Origin of the sequence: Pseudomonas oligotrophica, from assembly GCF_021726475.1 — a bacterium.
Classification (GTDB): Bacteria; Pseudomonadota; Gammaproteobacteria; order Pseudomonadales; family Pseudomonadaceae; genus Stutzerimonas; species Stutzerimonas oligotrophica.
The window spans coordinates 290,531-315,715 of record NZ_JAKJRU010000006.1; the positions used below are offsets into that span (position 1 = coordinate 290,531).

At 67.0% G+C, this 25,185-nt stretch carries 28 protein-coding genes; 14 read left to right on the plus strand and 14 right to left on the minus strand.

From position 1 onward, the window contains the following. Positions 1 to 37: 37 nt before the first annotated feature. The 10 genes from era to rpoE form a co-directional block, all read right to left on the minus strand. Positions 38 to 952: a GTPase Era gene (gene era / locus L3N39_RS14655; RefSeq protein WP_237258189.1), complete on the minus strand. Its 915-nt coding sequence runs from the start codon at positions 950 to 952 to the stop codon at positions 38 to 40. Further along, a complete protein-coding gene (rnc, locus tag L3N39_RS14660) occupies positions 945 to 1,634 on the minus strand; it encodes a ribonuclease III (protein ID WP_237258190.1) in 690 nt (229 codons plus the stop codon). Before rnc ends, era begins: the two co-directional genes overlap by 8 nt. Continuing rightward, a complete protein-coding gene (locus L3N39_RS14665; protein ID WP_237258191.1) occupies positions 1,631 to 2,008 on the minus strand; it encodes a DUF4845 domain-containing protein in 378 nt (125 codons plus the stop codon). Before L3N39_RS14665 ends, rnc begins: the two co-directional genes overlap by 4 nt. A 90-nt stretch (positions 2,009 to 2,098) precedes the next feature. Then, on the minus strand, positions 2,099 to 2,953 hold the full coding sequence (lepB, locus tag L3N39_RS14670) for a signal peptidase I (protein WP_237258192.1): 855 nt from the start codon (positions 2,951 to 2,953) through the stop codon (positions 2,099 to 2,101). 1 nt (position 2,954) lies between these two features. Further along, positions 2,955 to 4,754 carry a translation elongation factor 4 gene (lepA, locus tag L3N39_RS14675; RefSeq protein ID WP_237258193.1) on the minus strand — a complete coding sequence of 600 codons (1,800 nt, stop codon included), beginning with the start codon at positions 4,752 to 4,754 and terminating at the stop codon, positions 2,955 to 2,957. Between the two features lie 132 nt (positions 4,755 to 4,886). After that, positions 4,887 to 6,251, minus strand: coding sequence for a DegQ family serine endoprotease (locus L3N39_RS14680; protein ID WP_431978034.1), 1,365 nt, complete (start codon positions 6,249 to 6,251; stop codon positions 4,887 to 4,889). 39 nt (positions 6,252 to 6,290) lie between these two features. Next, complete coding sequence (locus L3N39_RS14685) at positions 6,291 to 6,770, minus strand: SoxR reducing system RseC family protein (RefSeq protein ID WP_237258195.1); 480 nt, start codon at positions 6,768 to 6,770, stop codon at positions 6,291 to 6,293. Beyond that, a complete protein-coding gene (locus L3N39_RS14690; RefSeq protein ID WP_237258196.1) occupies positions 6,767 to 7,702 on the minus strand; it encodes a MucB/RseB C-terminal domain-containing protein in 936 nt (311 codons plus the stop codon). The genes L3N39_RS14685 and L3N39_RS14690 overlap by 4 nt, the downstream gene beginning before the upstream one ends. Positions 7,703 to 7,710: 8 nt before the next feature. Beyond that, positions 7,711 to 8,313, minus strand: a complete 603-nt coding sequence (locus tag L3N39_RS14695; protein WP_237258197.1) for an RseA family anti-sigma factor — start codon at positions 8,311 to 8,313, stop codon at positions 7,711 to 7,713. A 31-nt stretch (positions 8,314 to 8,344) separates the two neighbouring features. Continuing rightward, positions 8,345 to 8,926, minus strand: coding sequence for an RNA polymerase sigma factor RpoE/AlgU (gene rpoE, locus L3N39_RS14700; RefSeq protein WP_237258198.1), 582 nt, complete (start codon positions 8,924 to 8,926; stop codon positions 8,345 to 8,347). 328 nt (positions 8,927 to 9,254) lie between these two features. Between rpoE and nadB the strand changes: the two genes are divergently transcribed. After that, positions 9,255 to 10,871, plus strand: coding sequence for an L-aspartate oxidase (gene nadB / locus L3N39_RS14705; protein ID WP_237258199.1), 1,617 nt, complete (start codon positions 9,255 to 9,257; stop codon positions 10,869 to 10,871). On the opposite strand, the gene L3N39_RS14710 is transcribed toward nadB, so the two are convergent. Both L3N39_RS14710 and L3N39_RS14715 read right to left on the minus strand, forming a co-directional pair. After that, a complete protein-coding gene (locus tag L3N39_RS14710) occupies positions 10,840 to 11,295 on the minus strand; it encodes a protein YgfX (protein WP_237258200.1) in 456 nt (151 codons plus the stop codon). The two genes, nadB and L3N39_RS14710, sit on opposite strands and share 32 nt — an antisense overlap. After that, positions 11,279 to 11,533 (minus strand): FAD assembly factor SdhE, encoded by a 255-nt coding sequence (locus L3N39_RS14715; protein WP_237258201.1) that lies wholly within the window; start codon positions 11,531 to 11,533, stop codon positions 11,279 to 11,281. The genes L3N39_RS14710 and L3N39_RS14715 overlap by 17 nt, the downstream gene beginning before the upstream one ends. Positions 11,534 to 11,674: 141 nt before the next feature. Here L3N39_RS14715 and L3N39_RS14720 point away from each other — a divergent pair, with 141 nt between their 5' ends. From L3N39_RS14720 to L3N39_RS14730, 3 genes are all read left to right on the plus strand, one after another. Further along, the gene (locus L3N39_RS14720) at positions 11,675 to 12,619 is read left to right on the plus strand and encodes a CAF17-like 4Fe-4S cluster assembly/insertion protein YgfZ (RefSeq protein ID WP_237258202.1); all 945 of its coding nucleotides are present in this window, start codon (positions 11,675 to 11,677) and stop codon (positions 12,617 to 12,619) included. Between the two features lie 46 nt (positions 12,620 to 12,665). Then, positions 12,666 to 13,502: an HDOD domain-containing protein gene (locus L3N39_RS14725; protein ID WP_237258203.1), complete on the plus strand. Its 837-nt coding sequence runs from the start codon at positions 12,666 to 12,668 to the stop codon at positions 13,500 to 13,502. Between the two features lie 154 nt (positions 13,503 to 13,656). Beyond that, a complete protein-coding gene (locus tag L3N39_RS14730; protein ID WP_237258204.1) occupies positions 13,657 to 14,172 on the plus strand; it encodes a DUF4142 domain-containing protein in 516 nt (171 codons plus the stop codon). Between the two features lie 37 nt (positions 14,173 to 14,209). On the opposite strand, the gene ung is transcribed toward L3N39_RS14730, so the two are convergent. After that, positions 14,210 to 14,905, minus strand: coding sequence for a uracil-DNA glycosylase (gene ung / locus L3N39_RS14735; protein ID WP_237258205.1), 696 nt, complete (start codon positions 14,903 to 14,905; stop codon positions 14,210 to 14,212). Between the two features lie 259 nt (positions 14,906 to 15,164). Here ung and L3N39_RS14740 point away from each other — a divergent pair, with 259 nt between their 5' ends. Further along, complete coding sequence (locus L3N39_RS14740) at positions 15,165 to 16,409, plus strand: ABC transporter substrate-binding protein (protein ID WP_237258206.1); 1,245 nt, start codon at positions 15,165 to 15,167, stop codon at positions 16,407 to 16,409. A gap of 118 nt (positions 16,410 to 16,527) precedes the next feature. Beyond that, positions 16,528 to 17,346 carry an enoyl-CoA hydratase gene (locus tag L3N39_RS14745; RefSeq protein WP_237258207.1) on the plus strand — a complete coding sequence of 273 codons (819 nt, stop codon included), beginning with the start codon at positions 16,528 to 16,530 and terminating at the stop codon, positions 17,344 to 17,346. A 24-nt stretch (positions 17,347 to 17,370) separates the two neighbouring features. Here the strand turns inward: L3N39_RS14745 and L3N39_RS14750 are convergent, their stop codons facing one another. Then, positions 17,371 to 17,793, minus strand: a complete 423-nt coding sequence (locus L3N39_RS14750) for a hypothetical protein (RefSeq protein WP_237258208.1) — start codon at positions 17,791 to 17,793, stop codon at positions 17,371 to 17,373. A 195-nt stretch (positions 17,794 to 17,988) separates the two neighbouring features. Here L3N39_RS14750 and rsxA point away from each other — a divergent pair, with 195 nt between their 5' ends. The 8 genes from rsxA to L3N39_RS14790 all read left to right on the plus strand — a co-directional run bounded on the left by rsxA (position 17,989) and on the right by L3N39_RS14790 (position 25,152). After that, on the plus strand, positions 17,989 to 18,573 hold the full coding sequence (gene rsxA, locus L3N39_RS14755; protein WP_237258209.1) for an electron transport complex subunit RsxA: 585 nt from the start codon (positions 17,989 to 17,991) through the stop codon (positions 18,571 to 18,573). Next, positions 18,570 to 19,145: an electron transport complex subunit RsxB gene (gene rsxB, locus L3N39_RS14760; protein ID WP_237258210.1), complete on the plus strand. Its 576-nt coding sequence runs from the start codon at positions 18,570 to 18,572 to the stop codon at positions 19,143 to 19,145. The genes rsxA and rsxB overlap by 4 nt, the downstream gene beginning before the upstream one ends. Further along, positions 19,142 to 21,589, plus strand: a complete 2,448-nt coding sequence (rsxC, locus tag L3N39_RS14765) for an electron transport complex subunit RsxC (RefSeq protein ID WP_237258211.1) — start codon at positions 19,142 to 19,144, stop codon at positions 21,587 to 21,589. Before rsxB ends, rsxC begins: the two co-directional genes overlap by 4 nt. An 89-nt stretch (positions 21,590 to 21,678) precedes the next feature. Continuing rightward, on the plus strand, positions 21,679 to 22,707 hold the full coding sequence (locus tag L3N39_RS14770) for an RnfABCDGE type electron transport complex subunit D (protein WP_237258212.1): 1,029 nt from the start codon (positions 21,679 to 21,681) through the stop codon (positions 22,705 to 22,707). 2 nt (positions 22,708 to 22,709) lie between these two features. Next, positions 22,710 to 23,465 carry an electron transport complex subunit RsxG gene (gene rsxG, locus L3N39_RS14775; protein ID WP_237258273.1) on the plus strand — a complete coding sequence of 252 codons (756 nt, stop codon included), beginning with the start codon at positions 22,710 to 22,712 and terminating at the stop codon, positions 23,463 to 23,465. Beyond that, entirely contained in the window at positions 23,462 to 24,172 is a 711-nt protein-coding gene (locus tag L3N39_RS14780) for an electron transport complex subunit E (protein ID WP_237258213.1), read from the plus strand. Before rsxG ends, L3N39_RS14780 begins: the two co-directional genes overlap by 4 nt. A 55-nt stretch (positions 24,173 to 24,227) precedes the next feature. Continuing rightward, complete coding sequence (gene nth / locus L3N39_RS14785) at positions 24,228 to 24,866, plus strand: endonuclease III (protein ID WP_237258214.1); 639 nt, start codon at positions 24,228 to 24,230, stop codon at positions 24,864 to 24,866. Between the two features lie 106 nt (positions 24,867 to 24,972). Next, positions 24,973 to 25,152 (plus strand): PA3496 family putative envelope integrity protein, encoded by a 180-nt coding sequence (locus L3N39_RS14790; RefSeq protein ID WP_237258215.1) that lies wholly within the window; start codon positions 24,973 to 24,975, stop codon positions 25,150 to 25,152. Positions 25,153 to 25,185 lie beyond the last annotated feature (33 nt).

The following is a 25,185-nucleotide window of genomic DNA, read 5'->3' on the forward strand; positions in this document are numbered from 1 at the left end:
CGAGCCCTGCAGTCGGCGGCGCGCAGCGTACGGCGCATTACTGGTAGCCGAGCGAATGCAGGGCGCGCTCGTCGTCGGACCAGCCGCCCTTGACCTTGACCCAGAGGTTGAGCATGACCTTGGAGTCGAACAGCACCTCCATGTCCTTGCGCGCCTCCTGGCCGATGCGCTTGATGCGCTCGCCCTTGTCGCCAATGATGATCTTCTTCTGCCCGTCGCGCTCGACCAGGATCAGCGCATGGATGTGCAGCACGTGGCCTTCCTGCTTGAAGTCCTCGATCTCCACGGTGATCTGATAGGGCACCTCGGCACCCAGCTGGCGCATGATCTTCTCGCGCACCAGCTCGGCGGCGAGGAAGCGGCTGCTGCGATCGGTGATCTGGTCCTCGGGGAAGAAATGCTCGCCCTCGGGCAGGCGCTCGGCCACCAGTTGCTCCAGCGCCTCGAGGTTCTGCCCGTGCTGCGCCGAAATCGGCACGATCTCGGCGTTCGGCAGCTGCTCGGCGAGCCAGCGCAGGTGCGGCAGCAGCTCGGCCTTGTCCTCGATGCGGTCGGTCTTGTTGACCGCGACGATCAGCGGCCCGCTGACGTACTGCACGCGCTCGAGCACGGCCTGGTCCTCGTCGGTCCAGCGGGTGCGGTCGACGACGAAGATCACCACGTCGACGTCCTTCAAGGCCGACGCCGCGGTGCGGTTCATGTAGCGGTTGAGCGCAGTCTCGCCGTTCTTGTGCAGCCCGGGCGTGTCGACGTAGACCGCCTGCACGCTGCCCTCGGTCTTGATGCCGAGCATGTTGTGGCGGGTGGTCTGTGGCTTGCGCGAGGTGATCGCCAGCTTCTGCCCGAGGATGTGGTTGAGCAGCGTCGACTTGCCGACGTTGGGGCGGCCGACGATGGCGACATAGCCGCAGCGGCTGACGTCGTCGTGCTCGGTATCGAGGTGTTCAGTCATGTCCGTTCTCCACGCCGAGGGCGATGAGTGCGGCGGCCGCGGCCACCTGTTCGGCGATACGCCGGCTGGCGCCCTGGCCATGGGTCTTGTCGGTCAGCAGGGCGACCTGGCACTCGACGAAGAAGGTCCGGCAGTGCGGCTCGCCCTGGATGTCCACCACCTCGTAGCGCGGCAGCTCGCAGGCGCGCGACTGCAGGAACTCCTGCAGGCGCGTCTTGGGATCCTTGTTGGTGTCGACCAGGGTCAGCCCCTGCAGCTCGCCGGACAGCCAGTCGAGCACGCGCTCGCGCGCGACGTCCATGCCGGCATCCAGGTAGATCGCCCCGATCAGCGCCTCGAGCGTATCGGCCAGGATGGATTCGCGGCGGTAGCCACCGCTCTTCAGCTCGCCGGAGCCCAGGCGTAGGTGGTCGCCCAGCTCGAAGCCACGGGCCAGCACCGCCAGGGTCTCGCCCTTCACCAGGCGCGCGCGCAGGCGCGACAGCTGCCCTTCCTTGGCTTGCGGGAAGTGGTTGAACAGGGCTTCGCCGGCGATGAAGTTGAGGATGGCGTCACCGAGGAACTCCAGGCGCTCGTTGTTGCGCCCGGCGTAGCTGCGGTGCGTGAGGGCCAGGAGCATCAGCTCCTGGTCCTTGAAGTGGTAACCGAGCTTGCGCTCGAGACGGGCTAGCGAAGTGCTCACGGCATCCTTAGGCGATATTCTTTGTCGAAGTTGGCCACCAGATCGAGGTTGCTGATCAGCGGCTCGCGTTTTTCATATTTGAGATGGGCCCGGAACTCGTTTTCCTGGATCTCCACCTTGAGTGCTTCGCGCAGGTCGAAATCACGAATCCCGTTCACCTGCAGGCCCCTGCTGACGTGATTATAGAACTCGCCGATGCTGCGGATTTCCTGCGCCTTGTCGGTTTCGACCGAGGTGATGATCTTGTCCAGGGACATGTAGTCCAGGTAGTGCGGCAGCATCTTGAAGGCGGTGCTGGCGAAGAAAGCCACGAAGGCCAGCACTACCAGCCAGCTCAGCATGGACAACCCTTTCTGCGAACGCGCGAAACTCATGTCGACCTCTAGTCGTCTCGATACCCACCCAGCGGGGCCTATCAACTATAGCGAGCCCCGCCGCTGCGTCATCGGCGGCATTTCACAGCCTCAGTGAATCAGGCCCACGCGGGAGAAATTCGGCAGGTTGCTGAACTTCGGATCGGGCCAGCTCATCCACACCGCGAACGCCTTGCCGACGATATTGCGGTCCGGGACCATGCCCACCAGCTCTGGCGCGATCGAGTCGTCCTGCCAGTAGCGGCTGTCGTTGGAGTTGTCGCGGTTGTCGCCCATCATGAAGTAGTGGCCGGCGGGTACCGTCCACTGGCGGCTGGGCTCGATGCGATAGCGCCCCATCTCCTTGCGGATGACGTGCTCGACGTCGCCCAGCTTTTCGCGATAGAGCACGGCGCTACCCAGGCTGCCCGGCTCCTCGCCGATCAGCGCCTCGGCCACCGGCTGGTCGTTGACGAACAGCCGACGGTCGCTGCTGTAGCGGATCACGTCGCCCGGCAGGCCGACCACGCGCTTGATGTAGTTGATGTTGGGGTCGCTGGGATAGCGGAACACCATCACATCGCCGCGCTGCGGGTCGCTCACCTCGATGATCTTGGTGTCGATCACCGGCAGGCGAATGCCGTAGGCGAACTTGTTGACGAGGATGAAATCGCCGACCTCGAGGGTCGGCTTCATCGAGCCGGACGGGATCTGGAACGGCTCGACGAGGAACGAGCGCAGCACCAGCACGATGGCCAGCACCGGGAAGAACGACTTGCCGTACTCGATCAGCACCGGCTCGCGACCGAGCGCCTCGAGGGTCTGTGCGTCGGCCTGGCCGGTACGCCCCTGGTAGCTGGCGATGGCGGCACGCCGCCGCGGTGCGAAGTAGAGCAGGTCGCTCAGTGCCAGGAGCCCCGACACCAGCACGGCGACGACCAGCAGCAGCGGAAAATTGATCGACATATCAGCTATCTACCTTGAGCACCGCGAGGAAGGCCTCCTGCGGGATTTCAACGCTACCGACCTGTTTCATGCGCTTCTTGCCCGCCTTCTGCTTCTCGAGCAGCTTGCGCTTGCGGCTGACGTCGCCGCCGTAGCATTTCGCCAGGACGTTCTTGCGCAGCGCCTTGACCGTGGTCCGCGCGACGACCTGCCCGCCGATGGCCGCCTGGATGGCCACGTCGAACATCTGCCGGGGGATCAGCTCCTTCATCTTCTCGGTCAGCTGGCGACCTTTGTAGTGCGCGTTGTCGCGGTGCACGATCAGCGCCAGGGCGTCGACCTTCTCGCCGTTGATCAGCACGTCGAGCTTGATCAGGTTGGCGGTCTGGAAGCGATCGAAGCTGTAGTCCAGCGAGGCGTAGCCACGGCTCACCGACTTCAGGCGGTCGAAGAAGTCCAGCACCACCTCGCTCATCGGCAGGTCGTAGCGCACCTGCACCTGCGAGCCGAGGAACTGCATGTCGCGCTGCACGCCGCGCTTCTCGATGCACAGCGCGATGACGTTGCCCAGGTGATCCTGCGGAACGAGGATGTTGGCCTGCACGATCGGCTCGCGCATCTCGCCGATGGAGGCCAGGTCCGGCAGCTTGGACGGGTTGTCGACATAGACGGTGTCGCCGTTCTTCAGCACCACCTCGTAGACCACGGTGGGCGCCGTCGTGATCAGGTCCAGGTCGTATTCGCGCTCGAGGCGCTCTTGGATGATCTCCATGTGCAGCATGCCGAGGAAGCCGATGCGGAAGCCGAAGCCCAGGGCGTCGGAACTCTCCGGCTCGAACTGCAGCGCCGCATCGTTGAGCGTCAGCTTCTGCAGCGCCTCGCGGAAGTCCTCGAAGTCGTCCGAACTGACCGGGAACAGGCCGGCGTAGACCTGCGGCTTGATGCGCTGGAAACCCGGCAGCATCTCCACGTCCGGGGTGTTGGACAGGGTCAGGGTGTCGCCCACCGGGGCGCCATGGATGTCCTTGATTCCGGCGATGATGAAGCCCACTTCGCCGGCCTTCAGGTCCTCGGTCGCGGTGTGCTTGGGAGTGAACACGCCGACGCTGTCGACCTGGTGCAGCTTGCCGGTGGACTTGACGAGGATCTTGTCGCCCTTCTTCACCCGGCCGTGCTTGACGCGCACCAGCGAGACCACGCCCAGGTAGTTGTCGAACCAGGAGTCGATGATTAGCGCCTGCAGCGGCGCCTCGATCTCGCCTTCCGGGGCCGGGATGACCCGGACCAGCCGCTCGAGCACATCGACCACGCCCATGCCGCTCTTGGCGCTGCAGGGCACCGCGTCGGTAGCGTCGATGCCGATGATGTGCTCGATCTCTTCCTTGACCCGCTCCGGCTCGGCCTGGGGCAGGTCCATCTTGTTCAGCACGGGCATCACTTCCAGGCCCTGCTCGATGGCGGTGTAGCAGTTGGCGACCGACTGCGCCTCCACGCCCTGGCCGGCGTCAACCACCAGGATCGCGCCTTCACAGGCGGCCAGCGAACGGCTGACCTCGTAGGTGAAGTCGACGTGCCCGGGCGTGTCGATGAAGTTGAGCTGGTAGGTGCGGCCGTCCTGCGCGTTGTAGTGCAGGGTCACGCTGTGCGCCTTGATGGTGATGCCGCGCTCGCGCTCCAGGTCCATGGAGTCCAGCACCTGCGCTTCCATCTCGCGATCGGAGAGGCCTCCGCAGATCTGGATGAAGCGGTCGGCCAGGGTCGACTTGCCGTGGTCGATATGGGCGATGATGGAGAAATTGCGGATATGACTCAGGTCACTCACAGCTCAACACTCGATAGATGTCGCAGGCCGGTAGCCCGCAAAAATAGCCGCGGAGTTTAACCGATCGAGCTATCGAGCGCCACGCGCCTGGGGCGCCCACGACGGGCGACCCTGACGCCGCCCGACGGGCGCTCAGTCGGCCAGCTTGAAGGTGATGAAGCTGGCGCGCCCCTGGCGCAGCACGCGCATGGACACCGAGCGATTCTTCGGCAGCTGCCTGGCCACCCGCGCGAACGTACGCACCGAGTCGATCGCCTGGTTGTTGAGATGGGTAATCACGTCGCCGGGGCGCAGCCCGATCATCGCGGCCGGGCCATTGAGCACCTCGCTGATCACCACGCCGCCCTGCAGGTCGAGGCTGCGCTTCTGCTCGGCACTCAGCTCGGCGACCTTCGCGCCCAGGCGGTTGTCGCCCTGCGCCCCGCCATCGCCCGCCACCAGGGCATCGCCTTCTTCCGGCATGGCTCCGATGCGCACCTTCAGCGCCCGGCGCTCACCCTCGCGGACCACTTCCAGCCGCACCGTCGCGCCCGGTCGGATCGCGCCCACCAGGTGCGGCAGGTCCGCCGACATATTGATCGGCTTGCCGTCGAGGCTGAGGATCACGTCACCTACGCGCAAGCCGCCCCTGGCAGCCGGCCCGCCATCCAGCACCTGCGCCACGAGGGCGCCGGCAGGTCGCTGCAGGCCGAAGGACTCCGCCAGGTCACGGTTGATCTCCTGGATCACCACCCCGAGCCAGCCACGGTTGACCTTGCCATCGCTGCGCAACTGCTCGGCGACATCCATCGCCACGTCGATGGGAATCGCGAACGACAAGCCCATGAAGCCACCGGAGCGGGTGAATATCTGCGAGTTGATACCAACCACCTCGCCCGCCAGGTTGAACAACGGGCCGCCCGAATTTCCGGGGTTGATCGCAACATCGGTCTGGATGAACGGCACATAGCTCTCGTTGGGCAGGTTGCGCCCGGTGGCACTGACGATGCCGGCCGTCACCGTGTGGTCGAAGCCGAAGGGCGAGCCGATCGCCAGCACCCATTCGCCGACCTTCAGCTCGCTGGAGCGCCCCAGCCGGACGGTGGGCAGGCGCTCGCCCTGGATCTTGAGCACCGCCACGTCGGTACGTGGATCGGCGCCGACCAGCCGGGCCTCGAGCTCGCTGCGATCGGGCAGGCGCACGATGATCTCGTCCGCCTCCGCCACGACGTGATTGTTGGTCAGCACGTAGCCATCGGCGGAAATGATGAAGCCCGAGCCCAGCGACTGGGCCTCGCGCTGCCCATGGGGAGCGGGCGTGCCGGGCAAGCCGCGCTCGAAGAATTCACGAAAGATTGGAGGCAGCCCTTCGAGTTCGGACAACTGCGCAATCGCGCCCCGGGCGGGAGCCTTCTGCTTGGTACTGATGTTGACCACCGCAGGCGAGGCACTTTCAACCAGCGGTGTGAAGTCCGGCAACCGGGCCTGGGCCAGCAGCGCCTGCCCCCACAGCAGCATCGCCGCGAACGCGACGATGCCGGTTCTACGGCTCGACATCTAGGGCCTGCCCTCTTCCAGACCAAACTTCACGCAGGTCGACTGGCCGAGCAGAGCCCGCAGGACCACCGGCTGCATGTCGGCGCTCGCCGCCAGGCGCCGGCCCTGTCGACGCACCCACAACCAGGCGCAGGCGAACCCGGCCAGGCCGCCGAGAATGACGAAGGGCTCGCCGAGGCCCATTGCCTGAGCCAGCAGCGCGCCGACCAGCAGAAGCAGCAGCGGAAGGAGGTAAACGAGCAGCGTGCTGCGCAGCAGCGCGCTTTCGGAAATGCCGATGACCACGCTGTCACCGACCTGCAACTGGAGATCGGTCGCCGCCCGGGTCAGGCCGCGCCGGCCGCTCAGCCCCAGGCCATCCATCAGGCCCTGGCCGCAGCCGCTTCTGGCCGCACAACCGGAGCAGGTGCCCTGGGGCTGGGTCTGGACCCAGACGGCGCCGCTCTCCAGCCCAACGACGCGCCCCTGCTCTTCGATCATTGCCCGGCTTTCTCGGCGTCGTCCCGAACCGAGAGGGCGACCCGCTCGGCGGTGCCCAGGGGCACTTCGCCCACCACCGTCACCATCACGTCACCGCCGGCGGCACTGATGCGCTTCGAGACGATCACGGTGGGCCCCATCTGGCTGCGCGCGTCATGCACCTGCTCGCCCTGCAGGGGCTCGATGAAGACGGAGAAACGCGCCAGGCCATCGCCGTAGGAAAGGAAGGTAACCGGTGCCTTCGAATCGCCCGCGGCCAGGCTGGAGTCCAGCAGGCGGAACCCCGGCGGCAGCCAATCGGCACGCCAGGTGGCGGCCTGCTTCTGCAGCTGCGGCACTTCGAGCGCTTTGCATTCGCCGCGCGGCTGCAGATCGGTCGGCGCGATCGTCCCGACCTCGAAACTCGTAAACTGCAAGCGCTCGAGCAGCTGCCCCTTCTCGCTGAGCATCAGCGACTTCACCGCAAAGCCGGTCTCGCGATCCAGATGCAGCTCGAAGCTGTAGCGATGCTGGTCACGTGCCAGCACGGCGATGGCCACCGTGGGACGATCGGCAACGCGCGAGTCGCCGATCAGGCGGTACTCGTACCATTGCGAAAGCGCCTTGGCATCGAAGTTCGTATCCTGCCAACCGCGACCCTCGGTATCACGAGCGAATGCCTCCGTGGAGCACTCGACGCGGCCGTCGACGCGGAGTACTTCGACCGCAGGCCCGTCGAGCTGGAGCAGTCGCTCGCGGACGGCCTTCCCTTCTACCCGATGCCACAGCGCATGACTGGAAAAGCTACCGTCCCGTCCATAGACGAAGGTTCCGGAATAGCTATGACTCTGCCCCGCCTTGGCGAGGTTGTTCATCCAGGTCTCGGCATCTGCAGCGAAGGCCGGCATCGAGAGCCAGCCTCCGAGTACTACACATAGCGGCAGTGCGCGCATGTTTCTCCCTATTTATGTTCTTCCATGCTGGCCGCGCGGGCGTAAGGCAGAGCACTGTCCGAACCGCTGCCGAATGCGGCCTGCTGAGCGTGCTGGCGCACATAGGACGGCAGTCGCTCCTCATGCCAGCGCTCGATGGGGGCCGATTCCGCGCCGGCCTGCGCCTGCACGTCCTTCTGGCCTTCGCTGTAGCCAGCCAATACGGCCGGGCCCTGGCTGGCCTGCGGCACGGCGATCGACGGCTGCGCTGCCTCCTGGGCGAGCTGAGGCGCGACGGCATCGTGCTGATTGTACAAACGCACGCCTGCCAGCACAGCCACGGTTACCGAGGCCGCCACCGCCAGGCGTCCCAGGCTGCGCCAGCCGGAACCGGCCCGCGCCGGAGCGACCGGTGCCGCCTCTTCGGCAATCGCCGCCGAGACCGCCGCCGAGATATCCAGCTGGGGCACAAGCAGTTCCCTGTGCATCGCGGCACGGGCGATCTGATAACGGGACCAAGTGGCACGTACGTCTTGGTCGTCGCTTGCGGCTAGCACGCGACGCAATTCCAGTTCGTCCGCTTCGTTATCCATCACCGCGGACAGCGATTCATGCAGGGCTTCACGACTCATGGCGGTTCCTCTCTTGGCTGTCGCCGCTGTCTCAGGATTCATGCAACAAGGGTTGCAACGACTTATCGATGGCTTCTCGCGCCCGGAAGATCCGGGAGCGCACCGTTCCAACCGGACACTGCATCACGCTTGCAATGTCTTCGTAGCTGAGACCGTCGAATTCACGCAATGTTAAGGCGGTGCGCAAATCTTCCGGCAACTGCTGAATGGTCCGATGGACGGTGTCTTCAATCTCATCCCTGAGCAGCGACCGTTCCGGCGACTCGATATCCTTCAGGGCGTGATCACCCTCGTAGAACTCGGCATCCTCGGAACTGACATCACTATCCGGCGGACGCCTGCCACGCGCCACCAGATGATTCTTCGCCGTATTGATGGCGATGCGGTACAGCCAGGTGTAGAAAGCACTGTCGCCGCGGAAATTACTCAGCGCGCGATAGGCCTTGATGAACGCTTCCTGCGCCACATCCTGCGCCTCATGGGAGTCGTGCACGAAGCGCACGATCAACCCGAGGATCTTGTGCTGATACTTCATCACCAGCAGATCGAACGCTCGCTTGTCACCTTGCTGAACGCGCTCGACCAACTGCTGGTCCTGCTCCTGGGTCAACATAGACGCGCCTCCATACCGAGGACGTGTCGCGCCGACCAGCGAACCGACCTGCCAGAATAGACCCGGGCTTTACGCAAAAGTTCTCCCCCTTCCTAGCAAGCTTTCCTGCGATACCTTGGCGACAGCTGCGCTATGGTCTTCACCATATCCAGGCATGTTTTCTGGCGCCTACTGCAACGCCTCGCATGCTTAGCGAGTGTTCTCAAGCATCTATTGATCGCACGCCTGCAAAAAAAGTTCCACGAAGCCGAAGATTAATCCCACCCCGGGTATTTTGCCGCATGGCGCGCTCTATATACTACCGAGCGACTTCTTCGCGGAATCCGAGATGAGCCAGCATTTTCAATACGACGTACTGGTGATTGGCAGCGGTGCGGCCGGCCTGACCCTCGCCCTCAATCTGCCCGAGTCGCTGCGCATCGCCGTGCTGAGCAAGGGCGACCTGTCCAACGGCTCGACCTACTGGGCCCAGGGCGGCGTAGCTGCCGTGCTCGATACCACCGACACCGTGGAGTCCCATGTCGCCGACACCCTCATTGCCGGCGGCGGCCTGTGTCACGAGGATGCCGTGCGCTTCACCGTCGAGCACAGCCGTGACGCGATCGACTGGCTCATCGAGCAGGGCGTGCCCTTCACCCGCGACGACGCACCCGACCGCGAGGACGGCGGTTTCGAGTTCCACCTCACCCGCGAAGGCGGCCACAGCCATCGACGCATCATCCACGCCGCCGACGCCACCGGCGCAGCGATCTTCCGCACGCTGCTGGCACGCGCCCAGGCCCGGCACAATATCGAACTGCTCGAGCAGCGGGTCGCCGTCGACCTGATCACCGAACACAAGCTCGGCCTGCCCGGCCGGCGCTGCCTGGGCGCCTACGTGCTCGATCGCAGCAGCGGCGAGGTGGACACCTTCCAGGCGCGCTTCGTGGTGCTGGCCACCGGTGGTGCGGCGAAGGTTTACCTCTATACCAGCAACCCGGACAGCGCCTGCGGCGACGGCATCGCCATGGCCTGGCGCGCCGGCTGCCGGGTCGGCAACCTGGAGTTCAACCAGTTCCATCCGACCTGCTTGTATCACCCGCAGGCCAAGAGCTTCCTGGTCACCGAAGCCCTGCGCGGCGAAGGCGCCCTGCTCAAGCTGCCGAATGGCGAACGCTTCATGCCGCGCTTCGATGCCCGCGCCGAACTCGCACCGCGCGACGTGGTGGCCCGCGCCATCGACCACGAGATGAAGCGCCTGGGTATCGACTGCGTCTACCTGGACATCAGCCACCAGCCTGCCGACTTCATCAAGAGCCACTTCCCCACCGTCTACGAACGCTGCCTGGCCTTCGGCATCGACATCACCCGCCAGGCCATCCCGGTGGTCCCGGCCGCGCACTATACCTGCGGCGGCGTGGTGGTCGACGAAGCTGGCCGCACCGACATTCCGAACCTCTACGCCATCGGCGAGACCAGCTTCACCGGCCTGCACGGCGCCAACCGCATGGCCAGCAACTCGCTGCTCGAATGCTTCGTCTACGGCCGCTCGGCGGCCGACGACATCCTGCGCAACCTGGCCCAGGTACCGCTGCCCGAAGGGCTGCCGGCCTGGGATGCCAGCCAGGTCACCGACTCGGACGAGGACGTCATCATCGCGCACAACTGGGACGAGCTGCGGCGTTTCATGTGGGACTACGTGGGTATCGTGCGCACCAGCAAGCGCCTGATGCGCGCCCAGCACCGGGTGAAGCTGCTGCTCGACGAGATCGACGAGTTCTACTCCAACTACAAGGTCAGCCGCGACCTGCTCGAACTGCGCAACCTCGCCCTGGTGGCCGAGCTAATGATCCGTTCGGCGATGCAGCGCAAGGAAAGCCGCGGGCTGCACTACACGCTGGACTACCCCGAACAGCTGCCCGATGCCGCGGACACTATCCTGGTACCGCCCACCTATGGCGACTGAACTTCAGCCTTACCCGCAGCTGCCGGTGGACCTCCTTCGGCAGGCTGTCGGCCGGGATGCACAGGCCGGAAGCAAAGCGCTGGCCAGGCACGCGTACACGCAGCACGACCAGCGCCGGTAACGCCAGGCTGTCGGGCAGCAGCTGCACCGCCTGCCAGCCGCGCCGCGGGCTCCACAGCTGCCAGCCATCGGCATCCAGGCGCAAGCCACGCCAACTGTCGGGATGCACCAGCCACAGCGCGCGCGGCACCACCCACCAAGCGTGCAGCATACAGCCAAGGGTCACGAACCCCTTCAGCCAGCCCGGCGCGGCGCTGAGCAGCAGGCCCAGCACGGCCAGCCCCCAGGCCAGCGCATAGCACCATGACAGCCGGCGGGATGGCTGCCAGTGGCACTCGAACGGGGGATTACTTGGGCTGGACACGATCGAGGATCATGCGGACCATGCGCCGCAGGTCCTCGTCCTCGGGCTCCTCGCGCTCCATGAACCAACCGAACATGTCCTGATCCTCGCATTCGAGGAGCTTGCGATAGCGCCGCTGGTCCTCCGCATCGAGGCTCGGGTAGACCTCCTTGACGAAGGGCACCAGCAGAACGTCCAGCTCGAGCATACCGCGGCGGCTGTGCCAGAAAAGGCGATTGAGTTCGGTTTGATCGGCCATGCAACGGCTCCTTGAAAGAAGGCCGCCAGTATAGCGAGCGCGTCGGCGCAGCGGCAGGCTCCATACGACGCAGTCCGCTTTGCCACCGTTTTTTCGGCCCGGCTTGCTATGATGGCGGCTCGCATTGAAACGGGACCGACCATGACCGATGCCGCCTATTTCTGCCCGCTGTCGCATGAGGGCGTGCTTGCCGTGCGCGGCCCCGACGCCGGCAAGTTCCTCCAGGGCCAGCTGACCTGCAACCTGGACTATCTCGACGAGAGCACCTCCAGCTTGGGCGCGCGCTGCACGCCCAAGGGCCGCATGCAGTCGAGCTTCCGCATCCTGCCGCACGAGGACGGCTACCTGCTGGCCATGACGAAGGAGCTGCTGCAACCGCAGCGGGACAACCTCGGCAAGTACGCCGTGTTCTCCAAATCGCGCCTGCTCGACGAAAGCGCCGCCTGGGCGCGCTTCGGCCTCAACGCGGCGGACGAACTGCTCAACGAGCTCGGCCTGACGCTGCCGCCGGCCGCCGACAGCGTCGCGCGCAGCGACTCGCGCCTGGCCATCCGCCTGCCCGACGGCCGCGCCGAACTCTGGGCGCCCACGCCGGACGAGCAGCTGCTGCAACTGCTGCAGGCCCGGCTGCCGCAGGCGCCGCTCGAGCGCTGGCTGCTCGCCCAGGTCCGTGCCGGCATCGGCCAGGTATTCGGCACCACTGCCGAGCTGTTCATTCCGCAGATGATCAACCTGCAGGCGCTTGGCGGCGTCAGCTTCAAGAAGGGCTGCTACACCGGCCAGGAGATCGTCGCCCGCATGCAGTACCTGGGCAAGCTCAAGCGCCGCCTCTTCCGGCTCGCCGCCGAGGCCCCGGCGAGCGACCTGCCGAGCCCTGGCGTGGAGCTGTTCTCGCCGGTCCACGGATCGAGCGTCGGCGAAGTGGTGCTGGCCGCGCCGGCCGAGGCGGGCATCGAGATGCTGGCGGTGCTGCAGGAAGACGCTGCCGCCGACGGACGCCTCTACCTCGGCTCGCCGGACGGTATTCCGCTCAGCCTGCTGACGCTTCCCTACAGCCTCAACCCGGACCAGGAAATCAAGCGCTGAAGCCCGCCGGGCCGCCCGCACCAGCCATCACGCCACAAGGAACGAAATGAGCACCCTCGCCGAGAAAGTCCAGCGCGATCTGCTGCAAGCGATCGAGAACGACGAACTGGTATTGCCGACCCTCCCCGAGGTCGCCCTGCGCGTGCGCGAAGCCGCGGAAGACCCGGACATCGGCGTCGCCGAGCTGGGCAAGGTGATCGGCAACGATGCCGCGCTCACCGCGCGCATCATCAAGGTGGTCAACAGCCCGCTGCTGCGCACCAACCGCGAGATCAACGACCTGCAGACGGCCATCGGCCGGCTCGGCATCAACTACACCTGCAACCTGGCCACCGGGCTTGCCATGGAGCAGATGTTCCAGGCCACCACCGACGTGGTCGACCGCAAGATGCGCGAAGTCTGGAACAAGAGCACCGAGGTGGCCGCCATCAGCCACGTGCTGTGCCGGCACTACACCCGCCTGATGCCGGACCAGGCGACGCTGGCCGGCCTGGTGCACCAGATCGGCGTGCTGCCGATCCTCACCTACGCCGAGGAGCACGGCGCGCTGATGGCCGACTCCATCAGCCTCAACCACGTCATCGAGAAGATCCACCCGCTGCTGGGCGAGCGCATCCTGCGTGCCTGGGACTTCCGCGAACCGATCGCCGCGGTCCCCCGCCAGTACTCCGACTTCGCTCGCGACTCGACGACCCTCGACTACGCCGACATCGTCCAGGTGGCCACCCTGCAGAGCTACCTGGGAAGCAACCATCCCTATACCCAGCTGGACTGGCAGCAGGTCCGGGCATTCGCCAAGCTGGGCCTCGACCCGAGCACGCTGCTGCACGACGACGAAGACCTTTCGGTCGCCATGGACGCCGCCATGAGCATGCTGCAGTAGGCCGTGCCATTGCGGCCGAACGGTAACGACCGCTCGGCCGCATCCCCTGAACGCACCCCGACCGATCCAGTCAGACCTGAGGAAGGCTCCTTGCCTGAATCTCCGGCGCCCTGCCAAGCAGCCGGAGCCATCTGGTCAATGCAGGAGAACGTCGATGATTCCTACTTCGAGAACCTACCGCCGCGCAGCCCTCGCCGTGCTGCTCGGTGTTGCCGCCAACCTGGCCCTCGCCGCACCGGGCGACGACTTCGTCGACCAGGCTTCGGCCAATGGCATGGCCGAGATCGAAACCGCGCGCATGGCACTGGAAAAGAGCAAGGCCGACGACATCCGTGCGTTCGCCCAGCGCATGCTCGATGACCACAGCAAGTCCCGCCAGGAACTGGCACAACTGGCCAAGGCGGAGAAGCTGCCGCTGTCGGACGACGTCACCCTGATGAACAAGGCCAAGGCGCTGATCCTGCAACTGCGCGACGGCGACGACTTCGACGAAGCCTACGCCAACAACCAGGTAGTCGCCCACGAGCAGACCATCGACCTCTACCGCGAGTATCTGGAAGACGGCAAGAATGCCGGGCTCAAGCAGTTCGCCGACACCCAGCTGCCGACGCTCGAAGCGCACCTGCAGGAAGCCAAGCAACTGCAGGGCAAGTACGCCGACGAGGACTGAGGCCGATCGCGGCCTGCCGCCCTGACCTGCAGGTCGCCTAGGCCAGCGGCGGCAGCGCCCAGTCGATCGGCTGCATGCCGTGCTGGCGGAGGAACTGGTTGGCCCGGCTGAAATGGCCGTTGCCGATGAAGCCCCGGTGGGCCGAGAGCGGCGAGGGGTGCACCGATTTGAGCAACAGGTGCCGGGTCGGGTCGATCAGCTTCACCTTGCTCTGCGCATGCGCGCCCCAGAGCAGGAACACCAGGTGCGGCCTGCGCTCGGCCACCACCTCGATCACCCGGTCGGTGAAGCGCTGCCAGCCTGCCTTGGCATGCGAGCCCGCCTGGCCCTGCTCGACCGTCAGCGAGGTATTGAGCAGCAGCACACCCTGCTCGGCCCAGCGCTGCAGGTAGCCGTGCTGCGGCATCGGCAGGTTCAGATCGCGCTTGAGTTCCTTGAAGATGTTCTGCAACGACGGCGGCGGCGCCACGCCCGGCTGCACCGAAAAGCACAGGCCGTGCGCCTGGCCCGGTCCGTGATAGGGGTCCTGGCCGAGGATCACCACCTTCACCTGGTCCAGCGGCGTGGAGTTCAGCGCGTTGAAGATCATCGGCCCCGGTGGGTAGATCACCTTGCCGGCCGCCTTCTCCTGGCGCAGAAAGGCCGACAACTCCTGCATGTAGGGCTGCTCGAATTCCTCGCGCAGCGCTTGCTTCCAGCTGGGTTCGAGCTTGATGCGGTCGTCCTGCGTCATGGAGTCACCTGGGGCGTGCGGGCCGCAGACCCTAAATAAAGCCGGCGAAGCCTGTCAATGCGAAGCGCCTGGTGCAACCCGCGCCGGGCTTGCTGCGCAGCAACGAATTGCGGGCCAGGCGCAGGCAAAATGACGCCTCGGTCACATTCGCGAATGGGCGCGATCCGGGCTGGCTGGATAACAGATGACGCCCGAACGACCGCAGAGTAAAAAACCGTCTGCCAACAACCAATAACAATTAGCACCGCAAGGAACTGCAATGAAACGGACTACCCTCCTCGCGCTGACGCTAGGATTCTGTGTCGCTGCCCAGGCCGCCGATCCGATCACCCTGGGCCTCAACTACCCGCGCACTGGCAGCTACAAGGAAGAAGGGCTCGCCCAGATGCGCGGCGCGCTGATGGCGGTCGACGAGATCAATGCCCGTGGTGGCGTGCTCGGCCGGCCGCTGCAGCTGATCAGCCGCAATACCGCCTCGCGCCCGGAGAAGGCCGTGGCCAACGTCGACAAGATGGCCGACGACGGTGCCGCCATGCTCTTCGGCGGCGTGTCCAGCGCGGTCGCCATCGCCGCCAGCAAGCGCGCCAAGGAGCGCGGCCTGCTCTATTTCGGCACGCTGACCTATTCCAACGACACCACCGGCAAGGACGGCCACCGCTACATGTTCCGCGAGTGCAACAACGCCTGGATGAGCGCCCGCGTGCTCGGCCAATACCTCAACGAACAGCTGCCGGGCAAGCGCTACTTCTATATCACCAGCGACTACACCTGGGGCCACACCAGCGAGAGCTCGCTGCGCCAGGCCACCGGCACCCAGGACCAGGCCAGGCACCCGGGCGTCAAGACGCCCTTCCCCGGCGCGCGCCTGTCGCAGTACCGCGCGGCGCTGGAAAAGGCCCGCGACAGCGGCGCCGAAGTCCTGGTGCTGGTGCTGTTCGGCGAGGACATGGTGCGCGCCATGCGGATTGCCGACCAACTGGGCCTGAACAAGAACCTGCAGATCGCCGTGCCCAACCTGACCCAGAGCATGGTCGAGCTGGCCGGCCCGGACATCATGCGCGGCGTGCTCGGCACCGAGCCCTGGACCTGGCGCGTGCCGGAGATCGAAGGTTCGGCCGCCGGGCAGGCCTTCGTGAAGAACTTCGACGAACGCTACCAGACCCACCCCTCCAGCTCGGCCGCCTCGGCCTACAGCATCGTCTACCAGTGGGCCGACGCCGCCACCCGCGCGCGCAGCATCGCCAGCGAACCGGTGATCGCGGCACTGGAAGGCCATCGCTACAGCCTGCTCAAGGGCGAGCAGCAGTGGCGCACCTTCGACCACCAGAACATCCAGACGGTGTACGCGGTGAAGGTCAAGCCGCGCGAGGAAGTGCTCAAGGACCACTTCAAGCAGGACTACTTCGAAATCGTCCATCGCCTGAGTGGCGAGCTGGCAGCGCCTACACTTGCCGAATGGCAGGAGGAACGCCGCGCCGGCAACCAGCCGAACAGGCTCCAGTGACACGGGCCGGGGCGCGCAGCGCGGCTGCCGCCCCGGTCACAGCGGGCACCTCGTCCTCCTGCGTCTGTCAGACCAACCGGCAAGGCCGCCGTCGGCCTGCGTTGTGGAGAGCCAGCAGATGCGTACAGACCTCGAGCCCTATCAGTCCGGTTTTTTCGATGTCACCCACAAGCTGACCGTCGAGAAGCACGGCCATACCGCCCTGATCACCATCAACCATCCGCCGGCCAACACCTGGGACCGGGATTCGCTGATCGGCCTCAAGCAGGTGGTCGAGCACCTCGACCGCGACGATGATATCTATGCGCTGGTCATCACCGGCCAGGGCGAGCGCTTCTTCAGCGCCGGTGCCGACCTCAACCTGTTCGCCGACGGCGACCATGCCCGGGCCCAGGAAATGGCGCGGCGCTTCGGCGAGGCCTTCGAGGCGCTGCGCGACTTCCGCGGCGTCTCCATCGCCGCGATCAACGGCTTCGCCCTCGGCGGCGGGCTGGAATGTGCCCTGGCCTGCGACCTGCGCATCGTCGAAGAGCACGCCGAGCTGGGCCTGCCGGAAGCCGCGGTCGGCCTGCTACCCTGCGCCGGCGGCACCCAGGCGCTGGCCTGGCTGGTCGGCGAAGGCTGGGCCAAGCGCATGATCCTCTGTGCCGAACGCATCCGCGCCGATACCGCGCTGCGCATCGGCCTGGTCGAGCAGACCTGCGCCAGCGGCGAATCCCGCGGCCACGCGCTGCTACTGGCGGCCCGCGCCGCGCAGCAAAGCCCGGTGGCGATACGGGCGATCAAGCCGCTGATCGACGGCGCCCGCAGACGCCTGCCGGACACCTTCCGGGCGGCCGAGCGGGAAGCCTTCCTGCAGCTGTTCGATGCCGAGGACACCCGCGAGGGCATCCACGCCTTCCTGGAGAAACGCCAGCCACGCTGGCGCAATCGCTAGCCCCATGCGTCGCCGCGCCGCGGCTCAGCGCCAGTGGCGCGGGTAATGACCACCGCCCTCGTAGCGCCGCTGCAGCGTGCGGTAGTCCCGCACCGGCGGGCGCTGCTGCCAGTGACGCTCGTGCGGCCGCTCGGGCCGCCACTGCCCGGGCGGCGCCGGGCGGTGCGGCGGGAAGCGCTCGGCATGCCGCCAGTAGCGCTCGTCGCGCCCCGGCATGTGCCGCTCGTAGTAGCGCGGCGGCAGCCGGCCGTCATAGCGCGGCGGCAGGCCGGGGCGGTAGTCGCGTGGCGGTGGGTAGGGGCTGCGCGGATCGTAGCGATAGTCCCGCGCACCGTAGGCGAACGGCGCCTGCGGATCGTAGACGAACACGCCGCCGCGCCATTGCGCCTGCGCCATCCCGGCGCCCAGCGCGAGAGACAGCGCCGCCACCAGCAGGATCGTTTTCATCGGACACCTCCGTGCCGCCGAGGCTGAGGACCGCTTCATATGACCACAGTGCCGCCGGCGGCGAGCGCAGATCGGACGACCGGCCGCATGCCGGCTTCGCTGCGGCAGCCGGCCGCGGCTTGTACCGCCGGCGGCGCTTCCCGATAATAGCCGCCCTTTACCCCATGGCTCCTGCCGATCGCGACGGAAACCTCGATGACCGAACTCGCCCTGATCATGGTTAGCGCCATTCTGGTCAACAACTTCGTGCTGGTGCAGTTCCTCGGACTGTGCCCCTTCATGGGCGTGTCGAAGAAGATCGAGACCGCCATCGGCCTGTCGCTGGCCACCACCTTCGTGCTCACCCTGGCGGCGATGTGCAGCTACCTGGTGCAGCGCTACGTGCTGGCGCCGCTGGAACTCGAATTCCTGCGCACCATCAGCTTCATCCTGGTCATCGCCGTGGTGGTGCAGTTCACCGAGATGGTGGTCAACAAGACCAGCCCCCTGCTCTACCGCGTACTCGGCATCTTCCTGCCGCTGATCACCACCAACTGCATCGTCCTCGGCGTGGCCCTGCTCAACGCCAACAAGAGCGAATTCACCTTCATCACCGCCACTGCCAACGGCTTCGCCGCCGGCCTCGGCTTTTCGCTGGTGCTGGTGCTGTTCGCCGCGATGCGCGAGCGGATCGCCATCGCCGACGTGCCGAAGTCCTTCCAGGGCCCGGCCATCGGCATGATCACCGCCGGGCTCATGTCCCTGGCGTTCATGGGCTTCACCGGGCTGATCAAGCTATGAGCCTGGTCCTGGTCGCGGTACTCGCCCTCCTGCTGCTGTGCCTGGCCTGCGGCGCCATCCTCGGCTTTGCCGCGGTGCGCTTCCGGGTCGAGGGCGACCCCATCGCCGAACAGGTCAACGCCCTGCTGCCGCAGACCCAGTGCGGCCAGTGCGGCTACCCGGGCTGCAAGCCCTACGCCGAGGCGATCGCCGCCGGCGACAAGATCAACAAATGCCCACCCGGCGGCGAGGCCACCATCCAGGCGCTGGCCGACCTGCTGGATGTCGAGCCCGAACCGCTGGATGCCGAGGGCGGCGAGAAGCCGCAGATGGTCGCCTTCATCCGTGAAGCCGAATGCATCGGTTGTACCAAGTGCATCCAGGCCTGCCCGGTGGATGCCATCGTCGGCGCCGCGCGGCAGATGCACACGGTGATCGTCTCCGAGTGCACCGGCTGCGACCTCTGCGTCGAGCCCTGCCCGGTGGACTGCATCGACATGCTCGAAGTCGGCCGTGACCTGCAGAGCTGGAAATGGGACCTGCCGACGCCACCGGTTCGGCTCATCGCCACGGATCGGGAGCAAGCCGCATGAGCGCGTTGAAAGTCTGGGACATCCACGGCGGCATCCATCCGCCGGAGCGCAAGGAGCTGTCCAACCGCGGCCCGGTCCAGCAGCCGCCGCTGCCGGCCCGGCTGGTCGTCCCGCTGGCCCAGCATCTCGGCGCGCCGGCCGAGCCTTGCGTGAGCGTCGGCCAACGCGTGCTCAAGGGCCAGAAGATCGCCGAGGCGAGCAGTTTCGTCAGCGCGCCGGTGCATGCCCCGACCTCGGGCGTGGTCGGCTTCATCGGCCCGCAGCCCTACCCGCATCCATCCGGGTTGCCGAACACCGCCATCGTCATCGACAGCGATGGCCTGGATGAATGGACCACGCTGCAGCCAACCGCGGACTACCGCGTGCTGGAACCGACCGCCCTGCTCGAACTCATCCGCGAGGCTGGCATCAGCGGGCTCGGCGGCGCCGGCTTTCCCACCGCGGTGAAGCTCGCCGCGCGGCCGACGCAGCAGATCCGCACGCTGATCATCAACGGCACCGAGTGCGAGCCCTACATCACCGCCGACGACCTGCTGATGCGCGAGCGGGCCGCCGCGCTGGTCGCCGGCATCGACATCCTGGCGCACCTGATCGCGCCGAGCGAAGTGCTGATCGGCATCGAGGACAACAAGCCCGAGGCCATCGCCGCGGTGCGCCAGGCGCTCGGCGAGCGTCCCTACGTGCTCAAGGTGTTCCCCACCAAGTACCCGTCCGGCGGCGAGAAGCAACTGATCCAGATCCTCACCGGCGAGGAAGTACCCAGCGGCGGGCTGCCGGCGGACATCGGCATGCTCTGCCAGAACGTCGGCACCTGTGTCGCGGTGCATGACGCGGTGCTGCTCGGCCGCCCGCTGATCTCGCGGATCACCACCCTCACCGGCGAAGCCCTGGCCCGGCCGATGAACGTCGAGGCACTGATCGGCACGCCGGTGGCCGAGCTGCTGGCCTTCGCCGGCTTGCAGCCGGAACGCCTGGACCGCCTGATCATGGGCGGCCCGATGATGGGCTTCAGCCTGCCGTCGCTCGAGGTGCCGCTGGTCAAGACCGCCAACTGCCTGCTCGCCGTCACCGCCGCAGAGCTGCCGCCGCCACCGCCGGCGCTGCCCTGCATCCGCTGCGGCGAGTGTGCCGAAGCCTGCCCGGCCGCGCTGCTGCCGCAGCAGCTGCACTTCTTCGCCCTGGGCCAGGAGCACGACCAGCTGCGCGCCCACAACCTGTTCGACTGCATCGAATGCGGTGCCTGTGCCTACGTCTGCCCGTCGAGCATCCCGCTGGTGCAGTACTACCGGGCCGCCAAGGCCGAGATCCGCGAGCTGGAGCAGAAGCAGCAGAAGGCCGAACACTCCCGCCAGCGCTTCGAGACCCGCCAGGAGCGCCTGCGCAAGGCCGAGGAACAGAAGGAAGCCGAGCGCAAGGCACGCGCCGAGAAGGCCGCCCGCGCCAAGGCGGCCCAGGGCGAGACGAGCACGAGCCCCGGCGACACCGCCGCACCGCAGGCAGCGGGGGCCGGCGCGCTGTCCGACGAGCAGAAGCGCCTGAAGATCGAGGCGAGCATGGCCCAGGTCGCCCTGAAGAAGGCCGAGAAGCAGCTCGCCAACCATGCCACCGCCGAACTCGAAGCCCAGGTCGCCCAGTTGCGCGAAGCCGCCGAAGCGGCCCAGCGCGCCCTGGAGGCGGCCACGCCCGCGGCGCCGACTGTCGCGCCGGCCAGCACGCCGGATGCCGAAAAGAAGGCCAAGATCGAAGCGGCGATGCTCAAGGCACAGCTGCGCAAGCTGGAGAAAATCGAAGCCCCGGACGCCGAGCAGCAGGCCGAGCTGGCGCGCCTGCGCGAGCAGCTCGCCGCAGCCGAGCGCGACCTGGCCAGCGCGCCGCTGCCGGCGGCCAAGCCTGCCGCCGCTGACGAGGCGCTGAAGAAGGCCAAGATCGAGGCCGCCATGCTCAAGGCGCAGCTGCGCAAGCTGGAAAAAATCGAAGCCCCGGACGCCGAGCAGCAGGCCGAGCTGGCGCGCCTGCGCGAGCAGCTCGCCGCAGCCGAGCGCGACCTGGCCAGCGCGCCGCCGCCAGCGGCCAAGCCTGCCGCCGCTGACGAGGCGCTGAAGAAGGCCAAGATCGAACTGGCCATGAAGCGCGCCGAACTGAAGAAAGCGGAAAAGGCCGGGGCCGACGCCGCCGAGCTGGCGCGCCTGGGCGAGGCCCTGGCGGCCGCCGAACAGGCGCTGCATGCTGCCGAACAGGCCTCGGCCAAGCCGGCGCCGGAGCTGGTCCGTACCGACAAGCAGCCGGTCGACGAAGCCCTGCGCGCCCTGAAGACCGAGCTCGCCTTTGCCCGCGCCGACCTGCGCAAGCTCGAACGCGACGAGCAGGCCGATCCGAACGCCCTGCAGGCGGCACGCACGCGACTGGCCGAGGCCGAGCAGAGGCTGACCGAACAGGCCGGCTAGCGGACCTGTCGCCCCAGACCCAACGATCACCGCCGGTACCGCCGGCAATGTGCAGGCGCAGCCGGCACAGCGAACACAACGGAGCATTCATGGCCCTGCCCCGCATCACCTCGCCTCACGCCAAGGGGAGCAACCGAACGCAACGCGTCATGCTGCTGGTGCTGCTCGCCACGCTGCCGGGCGCGCTCGTGCTGACCTGGCTGTACGGTGCCGGCACGCTGATCAACCTGGCCTGGGCCAGTGCTGCCGCGCTGGGCCTGGAAGCTGCGCTGCTCAGGCTGCGCCAGCGCCCGGTGAAATTCTTCCTGCAGGATGGCAGCGCACTGGTGACGGCGGTGCTGCTGGCCCTGGCGCTGCCGCCCTATTCGCCCTGGTGGCTGACCCTGGTCGCCGTCGCCAGCGCCATCGTGCTCGGCAAGCAGCTCTATGGCGGGCTGGGGCAGAACCCCTTCAACCCGGCGATGGTCGGCTATGTGGTGGTGCTGATCTCCTTTCCGGTGGAAATGACCAGCTGGCCGGTACCGCACGCCGTCGGCCTGCTCGACGGGCTGCGGCAGATCCTCGGCGCCGGCGCGCTGCCCGATGGCTGGAGCCAGGCCACCGCGCTCGATGCGCTGAAGATCAACAACAGCCTGACGGTGGCCGAACTCTGGCGCAACCCGGCGTTCGGTCACTTCGGCGGCATCGGCTCGGAAGTGGTCAACCTGGCCTTTCTCGCCGGCGGCCTGTTCCTGCTGCACAAGCGCATCTTCAGCTGGCATGCCCCGGCGGGCATGCTCGGCGCGCTGGCCCTGATGAGCCTGCTGTTCTGGAACGGCAGCGGTTCGGACAGCCACGGCTCGCCGCTGTTCCACCTGCTCAGCGGCGCGACCATGCTTGGCGCCTTCTTCATCGTCACCGACCCGGTCAGCGGCGCGACCAGCAACCTCGGCCGGCTGATCTTCGGTGCCGGCGTCGGCGTGCTGATGTACGTGATCCGGGCCTGGGGCGGCTACCCGGACGGCGTCGCCTTCGCCGTGCTGCTGATGAACCTGGCGGCACCGACCATCGACTACTACACCCGTCCGCGCACCTACGGCCATCGCAAGCCGGAGCGCGGCTTCAAGCTGGGCGAATGACCATGATGCTTCCGGAAATCAGCCGCTCGATGCTGAAGAACAGCCTGGTGCTGGGGCTGTTCGCCATCGCCACCGTCGGCGCCGTGACGCTCCTGCAGCAGGGCACCGCGGAGCGCATCCAGGCCGCCGAGCGCGCCGCCCAGGTGCGGACCCTCGGCGAGATCCTGCCGGCCGGCAGCTACGACAACGACCTGCTGGCCGACACCCTCGAGCTGCATGACCGCCTGCTCGGCACCCGCGCGCCGCGCACCGCCTATCTTGCGCGCAAGGACGGCCAGGTCAGCGCGGTCATCCTCCAGGTCACCGCACCCGATGGCTACAGCGGCGCCATCCAGCTGCTGGTCGGTATCCATGCCGACGGCCGGATCGCCGGCGTGCGCGCCCTCAGCCACCGCGAGACGCCGGGGCTGGGCGATCGCATCGAGCTGAGCAAGAGCGACTGGATCCGTGGCTTCGACGGCAAGTCGCTGGACGCACCCCAGGCCGCCGGCTGGGCGGTGAAGAAGGATCGCGGCGAGTTCGACCAGTTCGCCGGGGCCACCATCACCCCGCGCGCCGTGGTCGGCGCCGTGCACCGCGCCCTGCAGTATTTCGCGGCCCATCGCGAGACGCTGCTCGGCGCCTCCGGCGGCCCGGCAGAGGCCGCACCAGCCGCCGATGACTCCGCCACGGATGCCACCCGGCACTCGCGCGCCGGGACCGCCGGCGCCCTCGAACCGCAGCAACCGGTGGACACCGCCCGGGAGGATCGCCCATGAGCACCCCATACCGCGACCTGGCGCTCAACGGCCTGTGGAAGAACAACCCCGGCCTGGTGCAGCTGCTCGGCCTCTGCCCCCTGCTCGGCGTGAGCAACTCCACGGTCAACGCCCTGGGCCTGGGGCTGGCGACCATGCTCGTGCTGACCTGCTCGAACCTGGCGGTGTCGCTGGTGCGCGGGGTGGTCAACACCGCGGTGCGCCTGCCCGCCTTCGTGATGATCATCGCCGCGCTGACCACCTGCATCGAGCTGTTGATGCAGGCCTTCACCTACGAGCTGTACCAGATCCTCGGCATCTTCATCCCGCTGATCACCACCAACTGCGTGATCCTCGGCCGCGCCGACGGCTTCGCCGCGAAGAACCGGCCGCTGACCGCCGCCTTCGACGGCCTGATGATGGGCCTGGGCTTCTGCCTGGTGCTGGTGGTGCTGGGCGCGACGCGCGAGCTGTTCGGCACCGGCGCCCTGCTGGCCAACATGGACCTGCTGCTTGGCAGCCTCGCCGAGGACTGGCAGATCACCCTGGTGCACGACTACAAGGGCTTCCTGCTGGCGATCCTGCCACCGGGCGCCTTCATCGTGCTGGGCCTGCTGATCGCGCTGAAGAACCGTATCGACCACAGCCTGGCCGAACGCGCCCGCGCCGCCCAGCCGGCCGCGCCGGCGGTCAACCGCCGGGTGCGCGTGACCGGGGTGATCGAGTGAAGCCCCACGCCGCCGCCTCCGCGGCCCGCCGCCGGCAGCCTGGAGTCGCCTGCCGATGAATGCCGAGAAACGCCGGGAGATCTTCCGTCGCTTCCACGAGGACAACCCCGAACCGAAGACCGAGCTGGCCTACAGCACGCCGTTCGAGCTGCTGATCGCGGTGATCCTCTCCGCCCAGGCCACCGACGTCGGCGTCAACAAGGCCACCGCCAGGCTCTACCCGGTGGCCAACACCCCGCAGGCGATCCTCGCCCTGGGCGTCGACGGACTGGAGCAGTACATCAAGACCATCGGCCTGTACCGCAGCAAGGCGAAGAACGTCATCGAGACCTGCCGCATCCTGGTCGAGCGGCACGGCGGCCAGGTGCCAGACAATCGCGAGGCGCTCGAGGCGCTGCCCGGCGTCGGCCGCAAGACGGCCAATGTGGTGCTCAACACCGCGTTTCGCCAGCTGACCATGGCGGTCGACACGCACATCTTCCGGGTCGCCAACCGCACCAACATCGCGCCCGGCAAGAACGTGCTGGAGGTCGAGCGGCGCCTGCTCCGGCTGGTGCCCAGGGAGTACCTGCTCGATGCCCACCACTGGCTGATCCTGCATGGCCGCTACGTCTGCAAGGCGCGCAAGCCGCAGTGCGGCAGCTGCCGAATCGAGGATCTGTGCGAGTACAAGCACAAGACCTCGGACGATTGAGACGCAAGGGAAAAACCTGTCGGTCTGATTGAAAAAATCTTTTTTACCGCCTCAGGCTTTGCCGCTATAAGGTGCGCCAAAGCGCCCCATAGCCTGGAGTGATCCCGTGTCCGACAAAGAAGATATCCAGATCGAAGACGACTTCATCGCCGATGACGACGATGAGGGCGGCGACGCGCCGGTCGAGGTCGCCAAGACCAACCTGACCAAGCGCCGCATCATCGACAACCTGCTCGAAGAGCGGCGCCTGCAAAAGCAGCTCAACGACTTCGATTTCGACCTCTGAGCCGGGCGCCGCAACGGCGCCCGCCAGGCGCGC